The sequence below is a fragment of the Maricaulis sp. genome (assembly GCF_015665295.1).
Taxonomy (GTDB): domain Bacteria; phylum Pseudomonadota; class Alphaproteobacteria; order Caulobacterales; family Maricaulaceae; genus Maricaulis.
In genome coordinates this window covers 27,044-47,764 of the sequence record NZ_JADFAJ010000025.1, presented here as the reverse complement: position 1 = coordinate 47,764, position 20,721 = coordinate 27,044, and the positions used below count along the sequence as shown (strand labels likewise).

The 20,721-nt window shown below is 65.8% G+C and carries 16 protein-coding genes; 3 read left to right on the top strand and 13 right to left on the bottom strand.

The window, feature by feature from the left end:
• Nucleotides 1–18: 18 nt before the first annotated feature.
• Nucleotides 19–927: a LysR family transcriptional regulator gene (locus tag QZZ02_RS11655; protein ID WP_291844645.1), complete on the top strand. Its 909-nt coding sequence runs from the start codon at nt 19–21 to the stop codon at nt 925–927.
• 64 nt (nt 928–991) lie between these two features.
• Here the strand turns inward: QZZ02_RS11655 and QZZ02_RS11650 are convergent, their stop codons facing one another.
• The 5 genes from QZZ02_RS11650 to QZZ02_RS11630 all read right to left on the bottom strand — a co-directional run bounded on the left by QZZ02_RS11650 (nt 992) and on the right by QZZ02_RS11630 (nt 10,516).
• Complete coding sequence (locus QZZ02_RS11650) at nt 992–2,062, bottom strand: isoaspartyl peptidase/L-asparaginase (protein WP_291844644.1); 1,071 nt, start codon at nt 2,060–2,062, stop codon at nt 992–994.
• Between the two features lie 67 nt (nt 2,063–2,129).
• Nucleotides 2,130–2,651, bottom strand: a complete 522-nt coding sequence (locus QZZ02_RS11645) for a hypothetical protein (protein WP_291844643.1) — start codon at nt 2,649–2,651, stop codon at nt 2,130–2,132.
• A gap of 92 nt (nt 2,652–2,743) precedes the next feature.
• The gene (gene pbpC, locus QZZ02_RS11640) at nt 2,744–4,810 is read right to left on the bottom strand and encodes a penicillin-binding protein 1C (protein WP_291844642.1); all 2,067 of its coding nucleotides are present in this window, start codon (nt 4,808–4,810) and stop codon (nt 2,744–2,746) included.
• Nucleotides 4,811–4,812: 2 nt separating this feature from the next.
• The gene (locus tag QZZ02_RS11635; RefSeq protein WP_291844640.1) at nt 4,813–9,675 is read right to left on the bottom strand and encodes an alpha-2-macroglobulin; all 4,863 of its coding nucleotides are present in this window, start codon (nt 9,673–9,675) and stop codon (nt 4,813–4,815) included.
• A gap of 127 nt (nt 9,676–9,802) precedes the next feature.
• Nucleotides 9,803–10,516 (bottom strand): sulfite exporter TauE/SafE family protein, encoded by a 714-nt coding sequence (locus tag QZZ02_RS11630; protein WP_291844639.1) that lies wholly within the window; start codon nt 10,514–10,516, stop codon nt 9,803–9,805.
• A gap of 129 nt (nt 10,517–10,645) precedes the next feature.
• On the opposite strand from QZZ02_RS11630, the gene QZZ02_RS11625 reads away from it, so the two are divergent.
• Nucleotides 10,646–11,398 (top strand): DUF2189 domain-containing protein, encoded by a 753-nt coding sequence (locus QZZ02_RS11625; protein ID WP_291844637.1) that lies wholly within the window; start codon nt 10,646–10,648, stop codon nt 11,396–11,398.
• A 5-nt stretch (nt 11,399–11,403) separates the two neighbouring features.
• On the opposite strand, the gene ccoS is transcribed toward QZZ02_RS11625, so the two are convergent.
• Genes ccoS through ccoN form a run of 8 tightly spaced genes read right to left on the bottom strand, consistent with a single transcriptional unit; the run spans nt 11,404 to nt 19,378 of the window.
• The gene (ccoS, locus tag QZZ02_RS11620) at nt 11,404–11,670 is read right to left on the bottom strand and encodes a cbb3-type cytochrome oxidase assembly protein CcoS (RefSeq protein WP_291844636.1); all 267 of its coding nucleotides are present in this window, start codon (nt 11,668–11,670) and stop codon (nt 11,404–11,406) included.
• Complete coding sequence (locus QZZ02_RS11615; RefSeq protein ID WP_291844635.1) at nt 11,670–13,865, bottom strand: heavy metal translocating P-type ATPase; 2,196 nt, start codon at nt 13,863–13,865, stop codon at nt 11,670–11,672. The genes ccoS and QZZ02_RS11615 overlap by 1 nt, the downstream gene beginning before the upstream one ends.
• Nucleotides 13,853–14,323 carry a FixH family protein gene (locus QZZ02_RS11610; protein WP_291844634.1) on the bottom strand — a complete coding sequence of 157 codons (471 nt, stop codon included), beginning with the start codon at nt 14,321–14,323 and terminating at the stop codon, nt 13,853–13,855. The genes QZZ02_RS11615 and QZZ02_RS11610 overlap by 13 nt, the downstream gene beginning before the upstream one ends.
• The gene (gene ccoG, locus QZZ02_RS11605) at nt 14,323–15,804 is read right to left on the bottom strand and encodes a cytochrome c oxidase accessory protein CcoG (protein WP_291844633.1); all 1,482 of its coding nucleotides are present in this window, start codon (nt 15,802–15,804) and stop codon (nt 14,323–14,325) included. Before ccoG ends, QZZ02_RS11610 begins: the two co-directional genes overlap by 1 nt.
• A gap of 41 nt (nt 15,805–15,845) precedes the next feature.
• The gene (gene ccoP / locus QZZ02_RS11600) at nt 15,846–16,769 is read right to left on the bottom strand and encodes a cytochrome-c oxidase, cbb3-type subunit III (protein ID WP_291844631.1); all 924 of its coding nucleotides are present in this window, start codon (nt 16,767–16,769) and stop codon (nt 15,846–15,848) included.
• Nucleotides 16,756–16,953: a cbb3-type cytochrome c oxidase subunit 3 gene (locus QZZ02_RS11595; RefSeq protein WP_291844630.1), complete on the bottom strand. Its 198-nt coding sequence runs from the start codon at nt 16,951–16,953 to the stop codon at nt 16,756–16,758. Before QZZ02_RS11595 ends, ccoP begins: the two co-directional genes overlap by 14 nt.
• A gap of 4 nt (nt 16,954–16,957) precedes the next feature.
• Nucleotides 16,958–17,716, bottom strand: coding sequence for a cytochrome-c oxidase, cbb3-type subunit II (gene ccoO, locus QZZ02_RS11590; RefSeq protein ID WP_291844629.1), 759 nt, complete (start codon nt 17,714–17,716; stop codon nt 16,958–16,960).
• Between the two features lie 9 nt (nt 17,717–17,725).
• Nucleotides 17,726–19,378, bottom strand: coding sequence for a cytochrome-c oxidase, cbb3-type subunit I (gene ccoN / locus QZZ02_RS11585; RefSeq protein WP_291844628.1), 1,653 nt, complete (start codon nt 19,376–19,378; stop codon nt 17,726–17,728).
• A gap of 257 nt (nt 19,379–19,635) precedes the next feature.
• Between ccoN and QZZ02_RS11580 the strand changes: the two genes are divergently transcribed.
• Nucleotides 19,636–20,709: a DUF2855 family protein gene (locus tag QZZ02_RS11580; RefSeq protein WP_291844627.1), complete on the top strand. Its 1,074-nt coding sequence runs from the start codon at nt 19,636–19,638 to the stop codon at nt 20,707–20,709.
• Nucleotides 20,710–20,721: the final 12 nt, after the last annotated feature.

The following is a 20,721-nucleotide window of genomic DNA, read 5'->3' as shown; positions in this document are numbered from 1 at the left end:
ATCGGAATACATAATCGTATGGATGACTGGTCTGATTATCTCGTCTGCCTCGCTGTATCCGAGGCCGGCAGCCTGACCGCCGCAGCGCATGAGCTCGGGGTCAGTCAACCCACGGTAACGCGCCGACTTCAGGCGCTGGAATCCCGCTTCGGTGAACCCCTGTTCGAGCGCGAACAGGGACAGACCCGGCTGACCCCGCTGGGTCAGAAGGTGACAGCCCATGCGGCTCGCATGCGCGATGAGGCCTCGGCGATTGAGCGTGCGGCGATGGCGCAGGACCAGTCACTGGCCGGTCTTGTCGTGGTCTCCGCGTCGGAGGGTCTGGGCGCCGACTGGCTGCCGCGCGCCCTGGTTAGTTTCCAGGTCGCCAATCCGGGTATCGGAATCGACATTGCCATCAAGAACAACTCGGCCAATCTTGCGGATCGCGAGGCCGATATCGCGCTTCGCTGGAACGGGCCGGGCACGCAACAGAGCCTGGTCGGTCGCCGCGGCGCCACGGTGGGTGCCGGCCTGTATGCCTCACGCACCTATCTCGACACGCATGGGCGTCCGGAAACCGTGGAAGACCTCGCCGATCACGCCGGTGTCGGCTGGTCGATCGGTGACTATTTCGGCTGGCCCGCGACTGCAGCCGGCGCGCCGGTCCTGCCACGACATGTCTCCTTCAAGTCGAACAGCCCGGCCAGCCATGTCAAAGGGCTGGAGGCGGGTTTCGGGGTCGGTGTGACCTCTCACCGCCTCGCCCGCAGCAGCGAGGTGCTGGAACGCATCCTGCCTGATTTCGAGAGTTCGCTGGATCTTTGGGTTGTCGCGCACGAAACCGTCCGCAAGAGCGCCCGGGTCCGGGCCGCCTTCGACCACATCATTTCACAAATGAAGGCCGACGCGGCCTATTTCAGCCGCGGCGAACCCTCCATTCTCTAGTCGCCATGGCCCCGAATGTCGCCGACCTGCGGGGTCGGCCCGTCCTGCAGCGGCAGACGAGGCTTTAATCCTCGTCGCCATAGATCGCGACCACGGCGTCGCCGCCCTCGTTCTGGCGGGCGCGATACATGCCGGGCGTGTTGAAGCTCCAGGCGATTTCGCCGCCCGGGGTCAGCGCGACAATCCCGCCATCGCCTTCCATCGCCGTCAGCTCGTCCTGGATGACCTGGTCCGCTGCCGCCTGCAGGCTCAATCCCTGCAGTTCAACCAGTGCACAAATACGGCTGGCGACCGTCAACCGGATGAAATACTCACCGGTCCCGGTCGCGGAAACGCCGCAGCTGGCATTGTTGGCATAAGTGCCGGCGCCGATGATCGGGCTGTCGCCGACCCGGCCCCAACGTTTGGCCGTTGTCCCGCCGGTTGAGGTCCCCGCCGCGATATTGCCGGCCCGGTCGAGCGCCACCACGCCGACGGTCCCGAAACGGTGTTCGCGGGCATCGCGTTCAAGCTCGCCATGATCCACCTCGGCCGGAGCGGGCACGCCGTCCGGGCGCGGCGGGATTGCAAGACCCATTGCACCTAGCGATCTTTCCATGGCGGCCCAGCGACGTTCCGTGAAGAACCAGGCTGCCGGCACGATTTCCAGCCCCTGCTCGCGGGCGAAGGTCTCCGCCCCCTCACCCTGCAGCATCACGTGGCGCGAATTGTCCATCACAGCGCGGGCGAGCGAAATCGGATGGCGGACCTGGGTCACGCCGGCGACAGCGCCGGCATTGAGCGTCGCCCCGTCCATGATGGAGGCATCCAGTTCATTGCGCCCGGCCGCCGTGAACACGGCGCCCCGACCGGAATTGAACATCGGATCGTCTTCCAGCCCGTGAATGACGGCCTCGATCGCATCCAGTGCACTGCCATCGCTGTCGAGGACGGCCTCGCCACGGGCCAGCGCGGCGGCCATCGCGCCGCGATATTCCGCCTCGCGTTCCGGCGTCATGGCGCCGCGTTCAATCACACCGGCGCCGCCATGAACGACGATGGCCCAGCGTGAGCCGCCATCGGATTGAGCCATGGCCGGCGACGCGAAACAGGCGGCTCCCACCGCCAGGAAAACCGGAATCAGGAAACGCAGCATGATCAAGTCTCTCCCCATGTACGGGGCAGAGCTTCACGTGTGCGACCGGCTTAGGCAAGAGAGGGCTTCAGGTGGAATCGACACACAGCGGGCGCATGCCGACAAGACTGGCATGGCTTCGCCCGCCCGAGGGGCCGTCAAAATAGAGCTGCAGCCCCTGTACGGTCCAACCGCGCTGACACCAAACCGTCCGGTATTCCGTCACACACGCGCCGGCGCGCGCTGTCACGGCCTCGCCTGAAAACCTGTAGAGACGGATCGCGCCCACCTGTTCGTCTTCGGTAAAGCAGGCGGAGACACCGTTCACGCGGTCACCTGGATCGAGCACGCCTGTCGCTGCCTCGGCAATGTGCCGGCTTGTGACCCGCCCGGCGCAGAACTGCGCGGCCCGCGGCGGGGCACCATGAAAGAAGGCACGCACCTGGCAAGGGTGATGGCGCCGCACCGCGATCTTCACACCGTAGAAATCGTGACCGGGCGGGCCGATCAGGCTCGCGTCATGATCGGTGATTTGCCCGACCACCATCTCTTCGCCCTCACCCATGAGGCCGAGACTGAGGACCAGGGAAACGATCAACGATGTCAGCATGCGGGTTCGGCCTCCTGATCCGGCCAGACTAGGCGATGCACCAAGGATTGTCCGGACACACATCAATCACAAGCGCGTGCACGATCACGCCCTCACCGGGCCTGTCCGGCGCCACCACGGACCCGGACGCTGACCCGGCTTGCGCGGCCGAATTCGTCGACGGCGCTGACCGAATAAAAGCCCGGCCCGGGCGGAACCCAAACCGGTTCTCCCAGGGCATTGAGATCGACGGCACGGCCGTCCGCATACCATCGAACAGGTCCCGGCGCCTGGGCCGCTAGGATGAATCCGCGACCGGTCCGATCGGACCACACTTCGGCACCATCCGGGGGAAAAAGGATGTGCGGCGCGGTGTCCGCACGAAAATCCGCAAGGGTGGCCGGCAAGGACTCGGGCAGTGCTCCGGCCTCGTCCTCGACGCCCATATGCGCATCCGGACGCAGCTGACTGACGCCGTCGGCGATCCGGAACAGGACCGGCAAGGCTGCCTCCCGACCGGTCACGCCGTCGCGCGGCGCTCCATCGGCCCGGCCCGACCAGACCACAATCGTGTAGCGCCCGGCCACACCGGCAGCCCAGGCATCGCGGAAGCCGTAGGACGTGCCGGTCTTGAAGGCGATATCCGGCGCACCCCGGGCCAGAAGGGCCGGCATGCGGCCGCCCGGATGCGGCGCCCGGCGCAGCACGTCCAGGATTTCACCGGCAGACTCCGCCGACAGGATCCGGAAGCTGCCGCGCGGCTGGTCCGGGCCCGCCATGTCATCCTCGAGCCAGACCAGCGGTCGCGCCTCCCCGCCATCGCCGAGGGCGGCATACAGCGTCGCGACCTGCCGGACGGTCAGCCCGGCCCCGCCCAGGGCAACGGCCAGCCCGCTGTCCTGTCCTGCCTGGCGTGGCCGCAAGGGAGAGGCACCGGCAAAGCCGAGCGCGGCGTTGAAGCGGCGGGCGCCGACGCCGTCCAGCGTCGTCACCGCAGGAATATTGAGCGAATGTTGCAGGGCCTCGGCAATCGTGACATCGCCGCGAAAGCGCCGGTCGAAATTATCGGGCTGGTAGCCGGAGAAACGGCGCGGCAGATCTTCGATGCGCGTGCCGGGCGCGGCAATTCCGTCGTCAAACGCCATGCCATAGATGAAGGGTTTCAGGGTCGATCCCGGCGAGCGCGGCCGGTCGGTGAGATCGATCCAGCCACCGGGCCGGGTCCGGCTCGCAGATCCGGCCAGGGCGCGCACGGCCCGGCTTTCGGTCTCGATGATGATGGCGGCGAACTGGACGTCCTCGCCCGTCCCCGGCAGTTCCGCAGCGAGACGGTCCTGCAGCATGAGCTGGAGCGGACGCTCGATCGTCGACACCTGGTCGACAGCATCCGGACGGGCTGTCCGCAGCGCATCGGCTGCATGCCAGGCGTCGGCGGGAAAGGCGCGACGGGATGGCGCCGGATCACCAGCGGCGTCGATTGACGCACCCACCCGGGCCAGGCCGACCGAAGCGAGGCGGTCCAGCACCCGGCCGCGGGCCAGAATGGCTGCCGCCGGCCGACGGTCGGGCCGACGCGCTTCAGGCGATTGCGGCAGTGCAATCAGCATCGCGATCTGGTCGATCGTCAGATCATTCGGCTCACGACCGAAATAGGCCCAGCTGGCCGCCCTCACCCCTTCCAGATTGCCGCCATAGGGCGCCAGGGTGAGATAGAGCTCGAGAATCTCGGCCTTGCTGAGCCGCAATTCCAGCTGCACCGCACGAGCCATCTGGATCAGCTTGGCGCCGAACGTCCGCTCGCGCGGCTCGATGAGACGGGCCAGCTGCATGGTGATGGTCGACCCGCCGGACACGATCCGGCCCGCCGCCAGGCTGTCGCGACTGGCGCGGACCAGGGCGGGAAGGTCGACCCCCCAATGATCAAAGAAGCGCTCATCCTCATAGGCCAACAGGGCGGTGATGAAATCCGGATCGAGCTGATCGAGATCGGCGGCCAGCCGCCAGCGCCCTCCATCAACCGGGAAGGCACGCAGGACCTCGCCATTGCGATCGCGGACGACGGCCGACACCTCACCCGGTTCCGGCAGGGGCGGCGGCAGGGCACGGTCCAGCGCCAGCAGGCCGACCAGGGCGACCAGCGGTGCCAGGATGATCCAGTATGCCCGCCCCAGTCCGAACATGGTCAGTCGCGCGGCACAATCACGATGCGACGCGTCTCCGACCGGGCATAGACATCGCTGCGATACATGTCCTCGACCACGGCGCCGGGCAGGGTGTACTCACCCGGCGTCACGGCCCGGACGATATAGGCCAGGCGGCGCGGGCGCCGGTTGGTAAGATCCATTGCCGCTGCGTAGCGGTCATCCCGCGTCTCGCTCATCGCGGGTGAATAAATCTCGCCCAGCCAGCGATAGGGTCCCCGGGCGCCGGCATCGGACGGATTGAGTTCCGTCTCGATTTCAAAACCCGGCGGCAGGAGATCGACAAGGATCGCGGGGATCAGACGCTGTTCATGCGGCGAGACCGTGATGTCAATCATCAGGCGGTCGCCCTGGACCAGGCGTTCCAGGTCCACGGCCGAGCCGTCGAGCGCAAGCACGCGCTTTTGGACCGAAATCCCTTCGGCGGCTGCGCCGGGGGCTGCGCGGCTTTCACCATGGGCCAGCTGGGTGACCCAGACCGGCCCCGCACCGGCCGCCGAGAACTCAAGCGGCGTCCCGATCATGTCAGGCGTCAGCCGGAAGACCGGGCGGGCTGGATCATCGGCCTCGACCGGCCCCTCGATCACGACCGCGTCCGCGCCGCCGGACAAGCCCTGCGCGGCAAACAGCAAGAAAGCCTTCTCCTGCGTCGTCAGGCGCGACGGTTCGGGCAGCTCGGCGACAACACGTTCTGCCAGGCGGGCAATCCGCTCGGCGTCACCGGTTTCGGCGGCATAGGCGACCACACCGGCGAGATCGCGGCGGGCACTCTGGTACCAGTCGCCCGGGTTTTCGTATCCAAGCGCGGCCTCGGCGGCATCAAGGGCACTGCGGGATCGCGCCCGGTCACCGATCAGGTGCAAGGCGGCGCCGAGCTGGGCCAGGGCCAGCGGGCTGTCGATCCGGTCGAGCCTTTCATCATGCATGTAACGCAGGCGCGAGCGATCGACACGTCCGCCGCGGGCCAGCACGTAAAGCGCATAGGCCGCGCTGCGATCCGACAGGCGCTCCGCGGTGTCGGTCTGGCCACGCCAGGAATAGATGCTCGTATTGTAGCCGCTGGCGCGCCAGTTCTCCTGCGCCGCAACATGTTCAAGGACCGCATAGGCGCGATCGAGCGCGGTATCCGGGACGGTGAAACCGGCCTCTTTGGCGCGCGCCAGGAAATCGACGGCATAGGCGCCGATCCAGGGACGGCTCTGACGGTCGCCGATCTGCCAGAGCCCGATGGAACCATCATTGGCCTGGCGGTTGAGCAAGGTCGCAACGGCTTCCTGGATAATCGCCCGGCTGCCATCGATATCATCCAGCCCGGCGGCGCCCGACAGCGGTGCGGCCATCAGGAGCGGCATCGCCCGGCTGGTGATCTGCTCGGTACAGCCATAGGGGTAGCGCGACAGCGAGCGCAACAGGGCGGCCTCGTCGAGCGGGGTCGGCGAAAAGCTCAGCGTGACGGCTGAATTGCCCGGCAGATACGCAGCCAGCGCTTCGGAACCCAGGGTCCAGCGCTCTCCGGGCAGAAGGCGGCCGCGCGTCACCGTGGACGAGGGCAGCCAGGCCGAGCGCACTTCGATGGGATAGCCGCGCGAAACCGCGAAGCTGTCGGGACCGGCCACGTCCAGCCCGACCGACCCGATGCCGGCATCTTCGCCGGTCAGCGGGTAGCGGCGATCGGCCCGTTCGCCCTGTTCCAGGCGCAGGCTGTCATCAGCCGAAGCCGACACGGCGCCGGTGGCCGAGACGGTGGTCAGATACTCGCCAGCGACGCCATCGACATTGTCGATGGTCAAGGTCGCGGTGGACACGTCGCCGGGAGCCAGGAAACGCGGCAGGACGAGTTCGGCCGGAACATCGTCCCTGACGGTCAGGGGCTGCGAGAGCCCGCCAACTGCCGATGGGCTCCAGGCGACGGCCATCAGTCGCAATTCACCATTGAAATCGGGGATGTCCAGGCTGACCGTCGTGCGGCCATTGCGATCGACAGAGACCGGGCCGGAGAACAGCGCCACGGTGCGCGTCGGCACCACGGTCAGACCGGCCCCCCCAATCTGGTCGCCCCCGGAGCGCACGGCCGCCGCTGCGCCCTGGTTGGGATCGAGCAGGCGGCCATAATCGTCGTACAGCGCCACATCGAGGGCGGCCTGGCCAAAGAACCAGCTGACCGGATCGGGCGAGGCAAAACGGGTCAGGGCGAGAATGCCCTCATCGATAGCCGCCACCGTCACAAAGGCGCCTTCGCGCACGGGACCGTCGAGCGTCAGACCCAGGTCCAGCGTCTGGCGGGGATGGATGCGCTCGGGCACGTCGAATGCGAGTTCGAAGGTCCGACCGCCCATATCGACGGGCAGATAGGCAACGCCCACGGCGCGGCGCGGCGCCGGCTGGTCCACCGGGTGACGCGGGGTGAACAGCGAGACCATCGCATAGGCCCCGGCCCCCCATTCTTCGGTGACGCGGAAGCTCAGCTCGGCGCCTTCCGGCGGGATGGTGATCGAGCGGGTCTCGATCACATGGTCGCTGGCGATCACAATCTCGGCCTCGCCGGCATAAGGCGGCAGGAGGCTGAGCGTGACCTGGTCGCCCACCGCGGTCGGCGTGTCAGGCGTCGACAGCGCGACCCGGTCGGGCGCTTCGCTGCCGGACTCGGCAGTCGAACCCCAGCCGACCCAGAAATCGGTTGACGCGGTCTGCCCGCTCGCCGCATCGGTCACGACGAGGCGGTAGCTGCCCCAGTCCAGGGCACGGATATCGATCGAGGCCGGCCCGTCTGCCGGCGTCGTGACCACGCCTTGTTCGATCGGAATGATCTCGCGCGTGCGACGCCATTGCCAGCGACCACCATCGACCCGGTACCAGTCATACTGCCAGTCGATCCGGACCAGCTGCCAGTCGAGTGGCACGGCCAGTGCTTCGCCTGCCGGATCGAGGGCAATGACGTCGATCGCGGTTTCGCGATTGCGTTCGGCGCGACCGTCGAATTGGGGACGCAGGCCGAGATAGAGATCGGCCGGGCGATAGGGAATGCGCACATCATCAGCAACCGGACGACCGCCCGGCTCGATGGCCGCGATCACGGCGCGCAGACGCAGCGGCTGCGTCGCATCACGGCCGGATTCGCCCAGATCGATCGTCTGCACGGCGCGGCCCGCCCCGTCGGCCACCGTGTCAGGCAGGTCCTGCGTGAATTCGCGGAAGGGCTCGTCGCTGCGACCGAACCGGAAATCGGCGCGCTCGTCGAACGGGCTGGGATCGACCTCGACGCGCACCCGCCCCTCAACAACGAGTCCAGCGCCCGGGGCGCCATAGAGGAAGCGGACATTGGCCTCGACATCGCGCGCTTCGCCGGCACGGACAGGCGTCGCGTCGTCGGCATCGAGCGTCAGCGCCACGCGTTGCGGCACAAAGTCCTCGACCGAGAAGCTGACCTGTCCGACACGGCCATATCCGTCCATCTCGGCAAGAATGCGCCATTCGCCGCGGGCGGCATTGCGCGGGATATCCCAGGTCCAGGAAACGCCGCCGGCCTGTTCGGCAGCGGGGAAGCGGATATTGGCAGCCTCGATCCCGTTGGGTCCGAAAACAGTCAGGTCAACCGGGCGATCGCTGATCGCGCGCGCTTCGGCATCGCGCATCAGGGCGCTGACCTGAACGGCCTCGCCGGGCCGATAAATGCCGCGGTCGAGATAGACGAACCCGTCTGCCCCGTCCGGACGCTGACGCCCGGAAGTGTCAAGGCCGGACAGGTCGACCGGATTGCGCTGGAAATCGAGAATCGCGAAGTCATTGTCCGGCCCGTAGGCCGTCAGCATGCGCGGAGCCATGGCACCCTCGCCGCGGGTCAGCGGGCCGTCAAACCGGGCCCGCCCGCTGGAATCGGTGGTGGCACTGGCGAGGACCTCGTTCGATCGCGCCACCAGTTCGACCCGGACCCCGGCAACCGGGCGGGCGGTCTGCAGCGAGCGGACCATGAAGTCGACACCGTCAGTGCCGCGATAGGCCGTCAGGGCCAGATCGGTGATCACCAGCCAGCGGGTCGCCCGGGCAGGCGTACGGTAGTCGTCCTCGGCCTCGGCCGCATCGACAACGGTGATGTGATAGGCGCCCGGCTCCAGCGTGCCGATTGCTTCGGCAATCGGGAACACCGTACTGACCGGCGTATTGAGCAGGCCGGCAGTATCCATCTCGCCGCGCCAGATGGTCTCCCCAACCCCGTCAGGATCCTCCTCCTGACCGGTCCAGTAATAATCGCCGGCCGCGACATTGGCGCCGGACGTGATCGAGCGAAAGGCGAGCGCGCGATCATTGATGCGGTGAAGAGTAACCGCAACACTGTCGACATTGACCGTCTCGATCGCCAGGCCATCGGCATCGAGACGCGGCAGGATCACGCCGTCGCCGGCAATCCCGACATAAGCAGGCCGGTCACCGAAATCGACATCGACAGTTTCGTCTGCGAGCAGGCCATCGCCATTGGCGGCGGGCAGGCCGGCGCGCAGGGTCAGCGATTGTCCCTCTCCAAAGCCCAGACCACCGACGCACAGGGTCTGGCCATCCGCATCGAGAGCGATGGGACGCGCCGGTGTGACCGATACATAAGAGGTGTAGTCCGCTTCAGGATCGAGCGGATGGGTGAAGCCGAGGCACAGGGTTGGCGCGTCGCCGTCGACATCAATGGCATAGCGCAGGAATCCGAACTGGCCGGGGGTCGGCTCCGTGGCCCGAGGCGCGGAGGCATCGCGGGTTTCGAAGGTCGGCCCGTTGCTGGCCTCGTCCGAACCCCCTGAACAGGCGGCCAGAGCCATTGCGAGCATCCCGACAAGCCAGATCGCGGACCGTTGCACCATTACTGTCTCTCCCTGTCACAGCGGCGCAACCATAGGCCAACGCGACGCCGAGCGCATCCACAAAGCTTACGAAACATTAGGTTTTCTGGCGCTCGCCCCGATGGGCTGCAGAACGGCTCGCGGCTGTTCAGTCGAGCGGCAAGCCGCACAGCGCCGCGATGGTGCGCCACGGCACCGCGGCAGAGGCAAAGCCCAAAACCACGATGGCCAGCCCCACGCCCCATCGCAGGCGCGGCGTCCGCGCCAGCGCGAGGAATTGCGTCACGCCAAACGCGGCAGCCGTCACGGCGGGCAGGGTTCCAAGGCCAAAGCCCAGCATGATCAGGGCGCCGGACACTACCGACCCGGACAAGAGCGCGTAGAACAGCGTCGCATAGACCATCCCGCAAGGAAGCAGCCCCCAGACCAGGCCAGCGAGGACCGGGCTGGCGGCATGCAGGCGGTGGCCGAGCCGCGCTGAGACGAACGACTGGAAAGCGGCACCGGCCCGGTCAAGTCCGGCCAGCGATGGCGCCCAGCCTGCGACCGACAGGCCGATATAGACCAGAACCAGCGCCCCGGCCCAGCGCAGCACGAGATGGGCCGCCGCGCGATCGAACTCGAAATAGACCTGCGAACCCAGCGCCGCCAGCACAGCTCCCGCCGCGATATAGGCCGCCACACGGCCCAGCTGCGCGAGCAGAAGCGTGCGGATGCGGTCCGCCTTGCCCGCCGATGGCGACAGGGTCATCGTCAGGCTCGCCGCGATGCCGCCGCACATCCCGACGCAATGCAGGCTGGATGCGAAACCGGCGAGAAAACCGCCGACGATGCTGAGTTGTACGAGAGTTGCGTCCGTCATGACCGCTCCTTGCCACGAGGCTGGGGCCCGGGCCACTGTCAAGAAAGCTGGAAAGCCACAAAAAAAGTGTGGCGTAATGCCGCAAAGCCGACTTCAATCGGTACGCCAAGATGCATGGGGGAAAGCACGATGATGCCACTTCGGACCGTTAGACGCGATGCGCCTTGGCAATGGTTGCGCGCCGGCTGGAATGATTTCCGCCGGGCGCCCGGTGTCTGCCTCGCCTATGGCGGCATTTTCGTTGCGCTTGGCGCTCTGGTCATTCTCGGCCTGGTGGCGGTGGGAATGAGTTCGACCATCCCGGTCGCACTCAGCGGGTTTGCGCTGGTCGGCCCGGCGCTCGCCGTAGGCATCTACCAGGTCAGCCGGGCGTTCGAAAAAGGCGAGACACCCCGGTTTCGCGTCATCATTTCCCGCTTTCCCCAGCGCATTGCGCAGATCGGCTTTCTGAGCATCCTGCTCGGCCTGCTCTTGATGATCTGGATGCGCGTCGCGCAAATCCTGCTGGTCGTCCTCGCGCCGTTCGCGCCGCTGGAACCGGGCGCCTTCCTCAACTTCCTGCTGACGGATGGCGCCGGGCTTACGCTGCTGGCCGTCGGCACCGTCTTCGGCGGCGCGCTGGCCACGCTGTCCTTCGCCATTTCGGTCATCGCCTTTCCGCTGCTGGTCGATCGCGATGTCGATGCCATCACCGCGCTCGCGACCAGCTTCAATGCGGTCTTGAAACAGCCCTTCGTGATGGTCACCTGGGCCTGGCTGATCGCCTTCATTATCGGAGCCGGGATCGCCGCTTTCGGGATCGGGCTGGCAGTCGCCTTCCCCTGGATTGCGCTGGCCACTTGGCATGCCTATCGCGACTTCATGCCAAAGGACGAGGCCTGATCCGCTCAGCCCTCGCCCGGCTTGCTCTGGCCAAGCTTGATGTTGCCCGATTTGCCTTGCCCCGGCTCGGCCTGACCTGGCTTGGCCTGCACAGGCTTGGCCTGCCCTGGCTTGGCGTGCCCTGGCAGGGGTTCGTCATCATCCATCAGGATCCGCTGGGCCGCCCCGTCCATATCGTCGAACTGACCACTGCGCAGGCTCCACAGGAAGCCCACAAGGCCCAGCGCGCCCATGGTCAGGGCAACCGGTATGAGCCAGATCAGGACAGACATCAGCGACCGCTCCGTGCCAGCCGCAGCGCGTTGAGTGTCACCAGAACCGAGGAGGCAGACATGGCGATGGCGGCAATCAGCGGCGTCACCAGACCGGCAACCGCCATCGGTACGGCGATCGCATTATAGCCCGCCGCAAGCGCAAAATTCTCAAGCACCCGGCGCCTGGCGCCACGTGACACGTCCAGCGTCACCAGGCAGGCGGCGAGGCGATCGCCCTGCAGCACGAAATCAGCCGCTGCCTGGGATATCTCGGCCGCCGAGGCCAGTGAGACCGAGACATTGGCAGCCGCGAGGGCCGGCGCGTCATTGATACCGTCGCCGATCATCGCGACGCTCCCGCCATCGGCCTTGATGGCTTCCAGCCGGGTGATCTTGTCTCTTGGCTGCAATTCGGCCTGCCAGTCGGCAATGCCCAGTGATGCCGCCACGGCCGCGACAGGTCCCTCGCGGTCACCGGAAAGCAGCTCGACCCGGCAGCCGCGGGCCACGAGGCCGGCAACGGTTTCGGCCGCATCACTGCGCACACGGTCTTCAAACCGGAAGCGCACCGGCTCGCCCTCGCCGAGCTTCAGCCAGGCCTCGGTATGCGGATCACTCTTCGCGGTGATGCCAAGCCAGCGCGCCGCGCCAAAGCGGATCGTCGTGCCGTCGACCTCGGCTTCCAGCCCGCCGCCGGGCACTTCACGGACATTGGCCGCAGCCTCGCCCATGCCCGCCGCATCGGCGATGGCACGTGACAGGGGGTGGCGGCTGGTGCGGGCGAGCCTGGCGGCCTGATCGAGCGCCCCTTCGGGCAGGCTTTCAGGCGCGACGAGGCGCGGACGGCCCTCGGTCAGAGTGCCGGTCTTGTCAAACACGACGGTGTCGACGCCGGCAAAGCGTTCCAGCGCATCGCCGGACTTGACCAGCACGCCCTCGCGATAAAGCCGACCGGACGCCACCACCTGGACGGCCGGCACGGCCAGTCCCAGCGCACAGGGACAGGTGATGATCAGCACGGCGATCGCATTGATGATGGCCGGCCGCACCTCGCCACCAATCAGCAACCAGCCGACCAGGGTCAGCGCGGCGAGACCGTGCACGACCGGCACGTAGAGCCGCGCCGCATGGTCGGCCAGGCGCACATAGCGCGAGCGGGCCTGTTCACCGGCCTCCACCAGGCGCGTGACCTCGGCGAGCAGGGAATTGTCACGGTCAGCGCGCGCTTCCAGCACCAGCTTGCCGTCCAGATTGAGCATGCCGGACCAGACATCCAGCCCCGGCGTCGCCGTCACCGGTGCCGTCTCGCCGGTCACCAGAGAGCCGTCCAGCGCGCCCTCGCCTTCCAGGATGCGCGCATCCACGGGCACCCGGTCACCGGCAGCGAGGACCAGGTGATCGCCGGCCCGGACATCGCGCGCCGGTATGGCCCGGATACTGCCATCAGCCTCGAGCCGGTTGGCCGTGGCCGCCTGCATCGCGGCAAGACCGCGGGCCGCCTCGCCGGCACGCGCGCGCAGGCGCATGTCGAGAAAGCGTCCGATCAGCAGGAAGAAGAGCAGCATCACGGCGGCGTCGTAATAGGTCTGGCCGTGACCGATGAATGTCTCCCAGACCGACAGGCCGCACGCCAGCAGCACGGCCAGCGAGATCGGCACGTCCATATTGACATGACCGGACTTCAGGGCCGCAAGGGCCGAGCGGAAGAAGGGCTGACCGGCAAAGGCGGCGGCCGGCAGCACGATGAGCGCCGAGATCCGGTGCATCAAGGCCTGCATCGTCTCGGTCATCTCCAGCCCGCCGGACCAGACCGAGATCGACAACAGCATGACATTCATCATCGCGAAACCGGCCACCGCCATCGCGCGCAGCAGGCGTTTTTCTTCCTCACGCTGCGGGTCGGCATCGCTTTCCGGTTCATACGGCGTCGCCGGGTAGCCGAGCTGGCCGAGCTGGCGGACATAGCCGGAGGCCAGGGCCTCGTCGCCGTGCCAGCTCAGGGCCAGCCGGCCAGTCGACAGGTTCAGACGCGCGGTCTCGACCCGGTCATCGGCCTTCAATCCGCTCTCGATACGGGCGATGCATCCGGCACAGGTGGCGCCGCGAACCAGAAGGTCGAGATGGGACACGCCATCCTGCCGGCGCACGAAAGCCCGCGGGTCAGCGCCGCCTTGCGGGCGGGCATCGCCGGAATGAATGTCTAGGGCAGCCATAGTTCACTGACCATTTCAAACGGAGCATCGCCAAGTGTGTGCACCTGCAGCCGCCAGTCACCGGTCCCGCCGCAGGGCAGTGCCACACGGTAGACCCCGGGCCGCGCTTCGGCAAAATCAAGCGGGCAGTCGCGTCCGGTATCGGCCCGGTGGATCAGCGTACCGACCAGAGCCAGACCGGTCACCGGCGCGCCGTCGGCATCGGAAATGGCCACCAGCAAGTCCTGCTCGACCAGATTGACCCGGGCCTGCCAGCCCAGCGCCGCCTGGGCCTCACGGCGATCCAGCGTGTCGTTGTAATTCAGCCCCTGAACATAGGAGCGCGGCACGTCCTCGCCGGGATGGGTTTGCAGGGCCAGCGTGATGAAGGTGGCGTTGACGCCGATCGTGACGCCAAAGAAGGCGAGGATCATGATCAGCACATGCCAGCCGCGCAGCGGATTGAGCGGATTGCGCATCAGGGGGCTCCCGTGATCAGCACCGAGCGTGTGGTTGCGACCTCGCCGGTTTCCAGATCGACGACACGGAACCGGATTTCCTCGCGCGGGCCGTCAATCGCATCCGCCGGCAGGGTCAGATAGACAACATAATCCTGCGACCGGTCCGGCCCGATCAGGATCTGGTCTGGCTGTTCATCGCTGGCACCGAGAATACGCGGGCGGATCGCTGCGCCGCCCTCGACCTCGAGACGCATCACACGCCCGGAATTGGCCTTGTTGATGACATTGACCGTATAGCCGTTTCGCACCGATCCGTCTGACAGGCGCACATAATTGGGATTGCGGTCCCGCTGCGAATTCAGCTCAAGCTCGGTGCGCGTCAGCAGGGCGCCCAGCATGAGCGCCGAGACGATCACCAGCGCGACCGCATAGACCATGGTCCGCGGCCGCACGAAGCGGTAGATCGGTTTCTCGCCAGCCACGTAGCGATCAATATTGTCGTCGGTCTCGTAGGTGATGAGCCCGGTCGGGCGGCCGACCTTTTCCATGATGTCGTCACAGGCATCAATGCACAGGGCGCACTGGATGCATTCCAGTTGCGAGCCGTCGCGGATATCGATCCCCATCGGGCAGACGGCGACGCATTGCTTGCAGTCGACGCAGTCGCCGCGATCGTCCCAGCTATCCGATTTCTTGTGGGCACCCCGAGGCTCACCCCGGTCGATCCGGTAGGTGACATTGAGCGCATCGCGATCGGTCATCGCCGCCTGGATACGCGGCCAGGGGCACATATATGTGCAGACCTGCTCGCGCATGGTGCCGGCCAGCGTATAGGTGGTGAAGGTCAGGACCCCGGCGAACACATAGGATGACGGCGCTGCCGTCCCGGAGAAGAAATTGGCCAGCGTGTCCCAGGCATCGTGGAAATACAGGATCCAGGCCCCGCCGGTGGCAAAGGCGATGACCAGCCAGATCGCGTGCTTGCCGATCTTGCGCCAGGCCTTGTCGAACGACCACGGCGCCCGGTCCAGCTTGATACGGGCATTGCGGTCGCCCTCGAACAGGCGTTCGACCATGATGAAGAGATCGGTCCAGACCGTCTGCGGACAGGCATAGCCGCACCAGACCCGGCCAAACAGTGCGCTGGCGAGGAAGAGTCCGAGCGCGGCCATGATCAGCAAGCCGGTGATGTAGTAGATTTCCTGCGGCCAGACCTCGATGAAGAAGAAGTAGAAGCGACCGTGGGCGAAATCGACCAGGACGGCCTGGTCGGGCGCGTCCGGACCGCGGTCCCAGCGCAGGAAGGGGATGAGATAATACACCCCCAGCGCCAGGGCCATGATCACCCATTTGGCAAAGCGGAACTTGCCATGCGCGAGCTTGGGATAAATCGGCTCGCGCTTCTTGTAGAGCTCCCGGGTCTCGGCGGCATTGACGGCCTCGGCCCGGGATTGCGTGATACCGGGCGCGGCCATGCCCTGTTCGGCGGTGTCAGACATGACTGCTTTGAACCCGATCCATCACGCGTGCGCCATGCGACCTAGCGCCCCGTGGGACGAGCTGTCGCATCCTCGCCACCGCCCAGCAGGAAGACATAGGCCGCCAGGGCGTCAATCGTGGCCTCGTCAAGACGGTCCTCCCAGGCCGGCATCACACCGTAGGGGCCGCGGTGAATGATCGCCATGACCTGCTCGCGCGTACCACCATAGAGCCAGTCCTGATCGGTCAGGTTCGGGGCGCCCTGCAGGCGGTCTCCGCGACCGTCCGCCATGTGGCAGCTGGCACACTGGGCCTCGAAAATGGCCTCGCCGCGCTGGATGGCGCCGACATCGGCACTGGTGCCGGACAGGGACAGGACATAGTCGGTCACATCGCCGATCTGGGACCGGCTGAGCAGCTCGTCACGACCGAAGGCCGGCATCTGGGAAAAGCGCGTGTCGGGATGCTCGGAGCGGATGCCGACTGTCAGGGTGGTGCGGATATCCTCATAACTTCCGCCCCACAGCCAGACATCATCATTGAGATTGGGATAGCCGACAAAGCCCTGCGCGCCGACACCGTGACAGGTCGCACAATTATCACCGAACACCGCATCCCCCGCGGCCAGGACAAAGCCGAGCAGCTGCGGATCGTTTTCGATCTCCGCTATGGAAGCCCCCTCAAGCGCCGCGAAGCCGCCAGCCCGCTCTGCATCGAGCGCGTCCAGCGCCGCCGCGACATTGGCCCGCTCGGAGTGATTGCGAAGACCACGGGTGTGGTCGGTCTCGCCTGCGAGGCCCGGCAAGGCCGGCCAGGCAGGCATGAAGACCCAGTAGATCACGGCCCAGACGATGCAGCCGTAGAAGATATACAACCACCAACGCGGCAGTGGCGTGTCGAGTTCCTTGATGCCATCCCATTCGTGACCGGTCGTCTCGGTACCGCTGTGGGCATCGGTTTCGCGCTTGCTGTCATGCTCGGACATGGGTCTCGTCCTCGGTCTCACCGGCCATCGCCGGCGTGTCGTTTTCAGTCAGGGGCGCACTGGCTGCCGCGTCGAAACGGGCCTGGTTGCGCGGCCAAAGGGCATAGACCAGCGCCGCGCCGAACAGCGCCACGAAGATCAGGAGGCCCCAAGTCTGTGCGAAGGTGGAGAGGATCTCATACATGACGCTACCTCAGATTCTCGTCGGCTTCGGCTTCATAGGTGGAGAAGTCCACCATGGTGCCGAGCACCTGCAGATAGGCGATGAGCGCATCGAGCTCGGTCACCAGATCCGGATTGCCATCGAAATCGCGCATCACCGCTCCGGGATAGCGTTCCTGGAAGCCGTCATAGTCCTCGGCGAACGGGTCGAGCTGGGTTTCGATGTCCGAGACGGCCGCCCCCAGCATGTCGTCGCTATAGGGCACACCAACCGTGCGGAGGGCCCGCAGATTGGCTTCGACATTGTCGAAGGCCAGTTCGGACGTCTCGAGGAAGGGGTAGGCCGGCATCACCGATTCCGGCACCACGGCCTGGGGCAGGCGCATGTGATCGCGGTGCCATTCGTCGGAATAGCGGCCGCCGACGCGGGCGAGGTCCGGCCCTGTCCGTTTCGAGCCCCACTGGAAGGGGTGGTCGTACATGCTCTCGGCCGCCAGCGAGTAATGGCCGTAACGTTCCACTTCGTCACGCAGCGGGCGGATCATCTGCGAGTGGCAGTTATAGCACCCCTCGCGGATGTAGATGTCCCGGCCGAGCTGTTCGAGCGGCGTGTAGGGCCGCACGCCATCGACCTCCTCGATGGTTGAATCGAGATAGAAGAGCGGGGCGATTTCGACGATCCCGCCAATGGACACGGTCACCAGCACACCGACGGTGAGGATGAGCGAGTTCTTTTCGAAGAGCGATTTGTGCAGATCGCTCCAGAGAGATTTTTTCCCTGACATGACGACCTCCTATTTCGCCGCTTCGAGTGCGGGCTGATCGATGACGTTCTCGTCAACCTCAACCGCATCACCGCGCACGGTACGGTACACATTGTAGACCATGATCAGGGCACCCGCGAGGTAGAGCACGCCACCAACGGCCCGGATGATATAGGGGATGTACATGGCCTCGACGGTCTCGACGAAGGAGTATTCCAGGAAGCCGAGCGCATTATAGGTCCGCCACCACAGGCCCTGGAGGATGCCGGCCGTCCACATCGAGGTGATGTAGAGCAGGATGCCGATGGTCGCGATCCAGAAATGCCAGTCGACCAGCGCCTTGGAATACATGCCCTTGCGCTTCCACAGCCAGGGAACCAGGCAATAGAGCGCGCCGAAGGAGACGAAGCCGACCCAGCCGAGCGCACCGGAGTGCACATGGCCAATGGTCCAGTCGGTATAGTGTGACAGCGCATTCACGGCGCGGATCGACATCACCGGCCCCTCAAAGGTCGACATGCCATAGAAGGCAACCGACATGACCAGCATGCGAACCACCGGGTCGGTACGCAGCTTGTCCCAGGCGCCCGAGAGCGTCATCAGCCCGTTGATCATCCCGCCCCAGGACGGCATCCACAGCATGATCGAGAAGGTCATGCCCAGCGTCTGCGCCCATTCCGGCAGCGCCGTATAGTGCAGGTGGTGCGGACCGGCCCAGATATAGATGAAGATCAGAGACCAGAAGTGGATGATCGACAGGCGGTAGGAATAGACCGGCCGGTTCACCCGCTTGGGGATGAAGTAATACATGATCCCGAGGAAGCCGGCGGTCAGGAAGAAGCCGACCGCGTTATGGCCGTACCACCACTGGGTCAGGGCATCTTGGACCCCGGCAAAGGCCGAGTAGGAGCGCGAGCCAAGCCAGGAAACCGGCATGGCCAGGTTATTGATCACATGCAGGACGGCAATCGTGACGATGAAGGCCAGGTAGAACCAGTTCGCCACATAGATATGCGGTTCCTTGCGCTTCCAGAGCGTGCCGAGGAAGACCAGGAGATAGACGACCCAGACCAGGGTCAGCCAGATATCGGCATACCATTCCGGCTCGGCGTACTCCTTGCCCTGGGTGATCCCGATGAGATAGCCCGAAGCGGCAATCAGGATGAAGAACTGATAGCCCCAGAACACGAACCAAGGCCAGATTCCGCCGGCAATCCGGGTCCGGCAGGTCCGCTGGACGACATAGAAGGAGGTCGCAATCAGAACATTGCCGCCGAAGGCAAAGATCACCGCAGATGTGTGCAGCGGACGCAGACGGCCGAAACTCGTGAAGCCGAAAGCTTCCAGGTTGAGGACCGGAAAGGCGAGCTGGAAGGCGATGACAACGCCAACCAGAAGGCCGGCCACACCCCAGAATAGCGAGGCGATAACCCCAGCCTTGATAAGGCTTTCGTTATACTCGCGCTCGTCGGTGACGACCCCGCCCCCTGCGATCGCGCCGACCAGCAGGATAATCCCGGTCAGGAATCCGCCAAGAATGAGCCAGGACTGGCCGCGCATGGCGGCATCCGGCGCATAGGCCGCCGCGAAAAGTGCCCACAGGGCACCCAATACGGTAATGAGGAGAACGATGGCTGTGGACGGGTCGGACCCGGCTCGTTTCAGCCCGTGTGCGGATATCATGTGCGCCCCCGGAGATTGGCTTTCATGGTCCGGGTGTAGCGCAGTTTCCCACAAAATATCTATGGCAATTTGTCACGTGCGACAAAGCTGGCCTGCGCGACATCCTTGACGCGACGCTAGCACGCGAACCCGCCCTGCCAAAGCAGGCGGACGGCTGTGGACTGTCATCCCCGGCCCGGCAGCTTGATCGAAACCGGGAACCCGTCAACTCTGCCCGCAACAGACCGCCGAGACGGTCGATCAACGGGAGAGAGATCATGAACTGGGCCTTGTCCATTGACCGCAAGACCATCACCGATGTGGCCATCATCGAGGAAACGCCGCGCCCGCTGGATGCCGGCGAGGCACGCCTGGCAATCGACAGCTTCGCGCTGACCGCCAACAATATCACCTATGCCGCCTTCGGTGACGCCATGCGTTATTGGGACTTCTTTCCCGGTTCGGACGGTCGCTGCCGCCTGCCCGTCTGGGGTTTTGCCGAAGTTTCGGAAACGCGCGCTGACGGGCTGCAGGCCGGTGAGCGAATCTACGGGTATTTTCCGGCGGCGAGCGAGCTGATCGTCACACCCGGAAAAATCTCGCCGGGCGCCTTCATCGACTCGGCACCACATCGGGCCGACCTGCCGCCGGCCTATAACAATTATGTCCGCTGCAGCGTTGATCCCGGCTGGACTTCGGCCGGCGAGCCGGCCCAGATGGTGCTGCAACCGCTCTTCATCACCGCCTGGCTGCTCGACTTCTTTCTGCGTGATCCGGCAAACGGTTTCACCGATGCGCCGGTCCTTCTGACCAGTGCGTCGAGCAAGACCGCGATCGCCCTCGCCTTCGCGCTCAAGGCCGGTGGCGGCCGCGAGGCGATCGGCCTCACCTCGTCACGCAATGCGGAGTTTGTTGCCGGCCTCGACCTGTACGACACGGTGATCACCTATGATGCGGTCGATACGCTGGATCCGCAGCACCCGGCCGTGATTGTCGACTTCGCCGGCGATGCCGGTCTAAACCGGGTCCTGCATACCCACCTTGCCGGACGGCTGGCCGGCAATGTCCGGGTCGGTGGCGCCCATTGGGAGCAATCCGCCCCGCCGCGCGACCTGCCGCCGCCACGCCCGCAATTCTTCTTCGCGCCGGACGCGGCACGGACCCTGATCAAACAGTGGGGTCCGGAGGTGTTCGACCAGCGCTACAAGGCGGCCTGGCGGACCTTTGCCGACGCCGCGCCAGGCTATTTCGACTTCCGGTCAGCGGACGGGGCAGAGGGCGCACTGGCAACCTATCAGGCGCTCCTTGATGGCAAGGCCAAACCCCGCGACGGCGTGACGATCAACACCTGACCGTCGCGACAG

Excerpts from the sequence above, each read along its gene's own strand:
- ccoS (WP_291844636.1), bottom strand. The coding sequence starts at position 11,670 with ATGTCTGTCCTGATCTGGCTCATACCGGTTGCCCTGACCATGGGCGCG.
- QZZ02_RS11650 (WP_291844644.1), bottom strand. The coding sequence starts at position 2,062 with ATGCTGCGTTTCCTGATTCCGGTTTTCCTGGCGGTGGGAGCCGCCTGT.
- QZZ02_RS11615 (WP_291844635.1), bottom strand. The coding sequence starts at position 13,865 with ATGGCTGCCCTAGACATTCATTCCGGCGATGCCCGCCCGCAAGGCGGC.
- ccoO (WP_291844629.1), bottom strand. The coding sequence starts at position 17,716 with ATGTCAGGGAAAAAATCTCTCTGGAGCGATCTGCACAAATCGCTCTTC.
- QZZ02_RS11635 (WP_291844640.1), bottom strand. The coding sequence starts at position 9,675 with ATGGTGCAACGGTCCGCGATCTGGCTTGTCGGGATGCTCGCAATGGCT.
- ccoP (WP_291844631.1), bottom strand. The coding sequence starts at position 16,769 with ATGTCCGAGCATGACAGCAAGCGCGAAACCGATGCCCACAGCGGTACC.
- QZZ02_RS11625 (WP_291844637.1), top strand. The coding sequence starts at position 10,646 with ATGATGCCACTTCGGACCGTTAGACGCGATGCGCCTTGGCAATGGTTG.
- QZZ02_RS11655 (WP_291844645.1), top strand. The coding sequence starts at position 19 with ATGGATGACTGGTCTGATTATCTCGTCTGCCTCGCTGTATCCGAGGCC.
- QZZ02_RS11580 (WP_291844627.1), top strand. The coding sequence starts at position 19,636 with ATGAACTGGGCCTTGTCCATTGACCGCAAGACCATCACCGATGTGGCC.
- pbpC (WP_291844642.1), bottom strand. The coding sequence starts at position 4,810 with ATGTTCGGACTGGGGCGGGCATACTGGATCATCCTGGCACCGCTGGTC.
- ccoG (WP_291844633.1), bottom strand. The coding sequence starts at position 15,804 with ATGTCTGACACCGCCGAACAGGGCATGGCCGCGCCCGGTATCACGCAA.
- ccoN (WP_291844628.1), bottom strand. The coding sequence starts at position 19,378 with ATGATATCCGCACACGGGCTGAAACGAGCCGGGTCCGACCCGTCCACA.
- QZZ02_RS11630 (WP_291844639.1), bottom strand. The coding sequence starts at position 10,516 with ATGACGGACGCAACTCTCGTACAACTCAGCATCGTCGGCGGTTTTCTC.
- QZZ02_RS11645 (WP_291844643.1), bottom strand. The coding sequence starts at position 2,651 with ATGCTGACATCGTTGATCGTTTCCCTGGTCCTCAGTCTCGGCCTCATG.
- QZZ02_RS11610 (WP_291844634.1), bottom strand. The coding sequence starts at position 14,323 with ATGCGCAATCCGCTCAATCCGCTGCGCGGCTGGCATGTGCTGATCATG.
- QZZ02_RS11595 (WP_291844630.1), bottom strand. The coding sequence starts at position 16,953 with ATGTATGAGATCCTCTCCACCTTCGCACAGACTTGGGGCCTCCTGATC.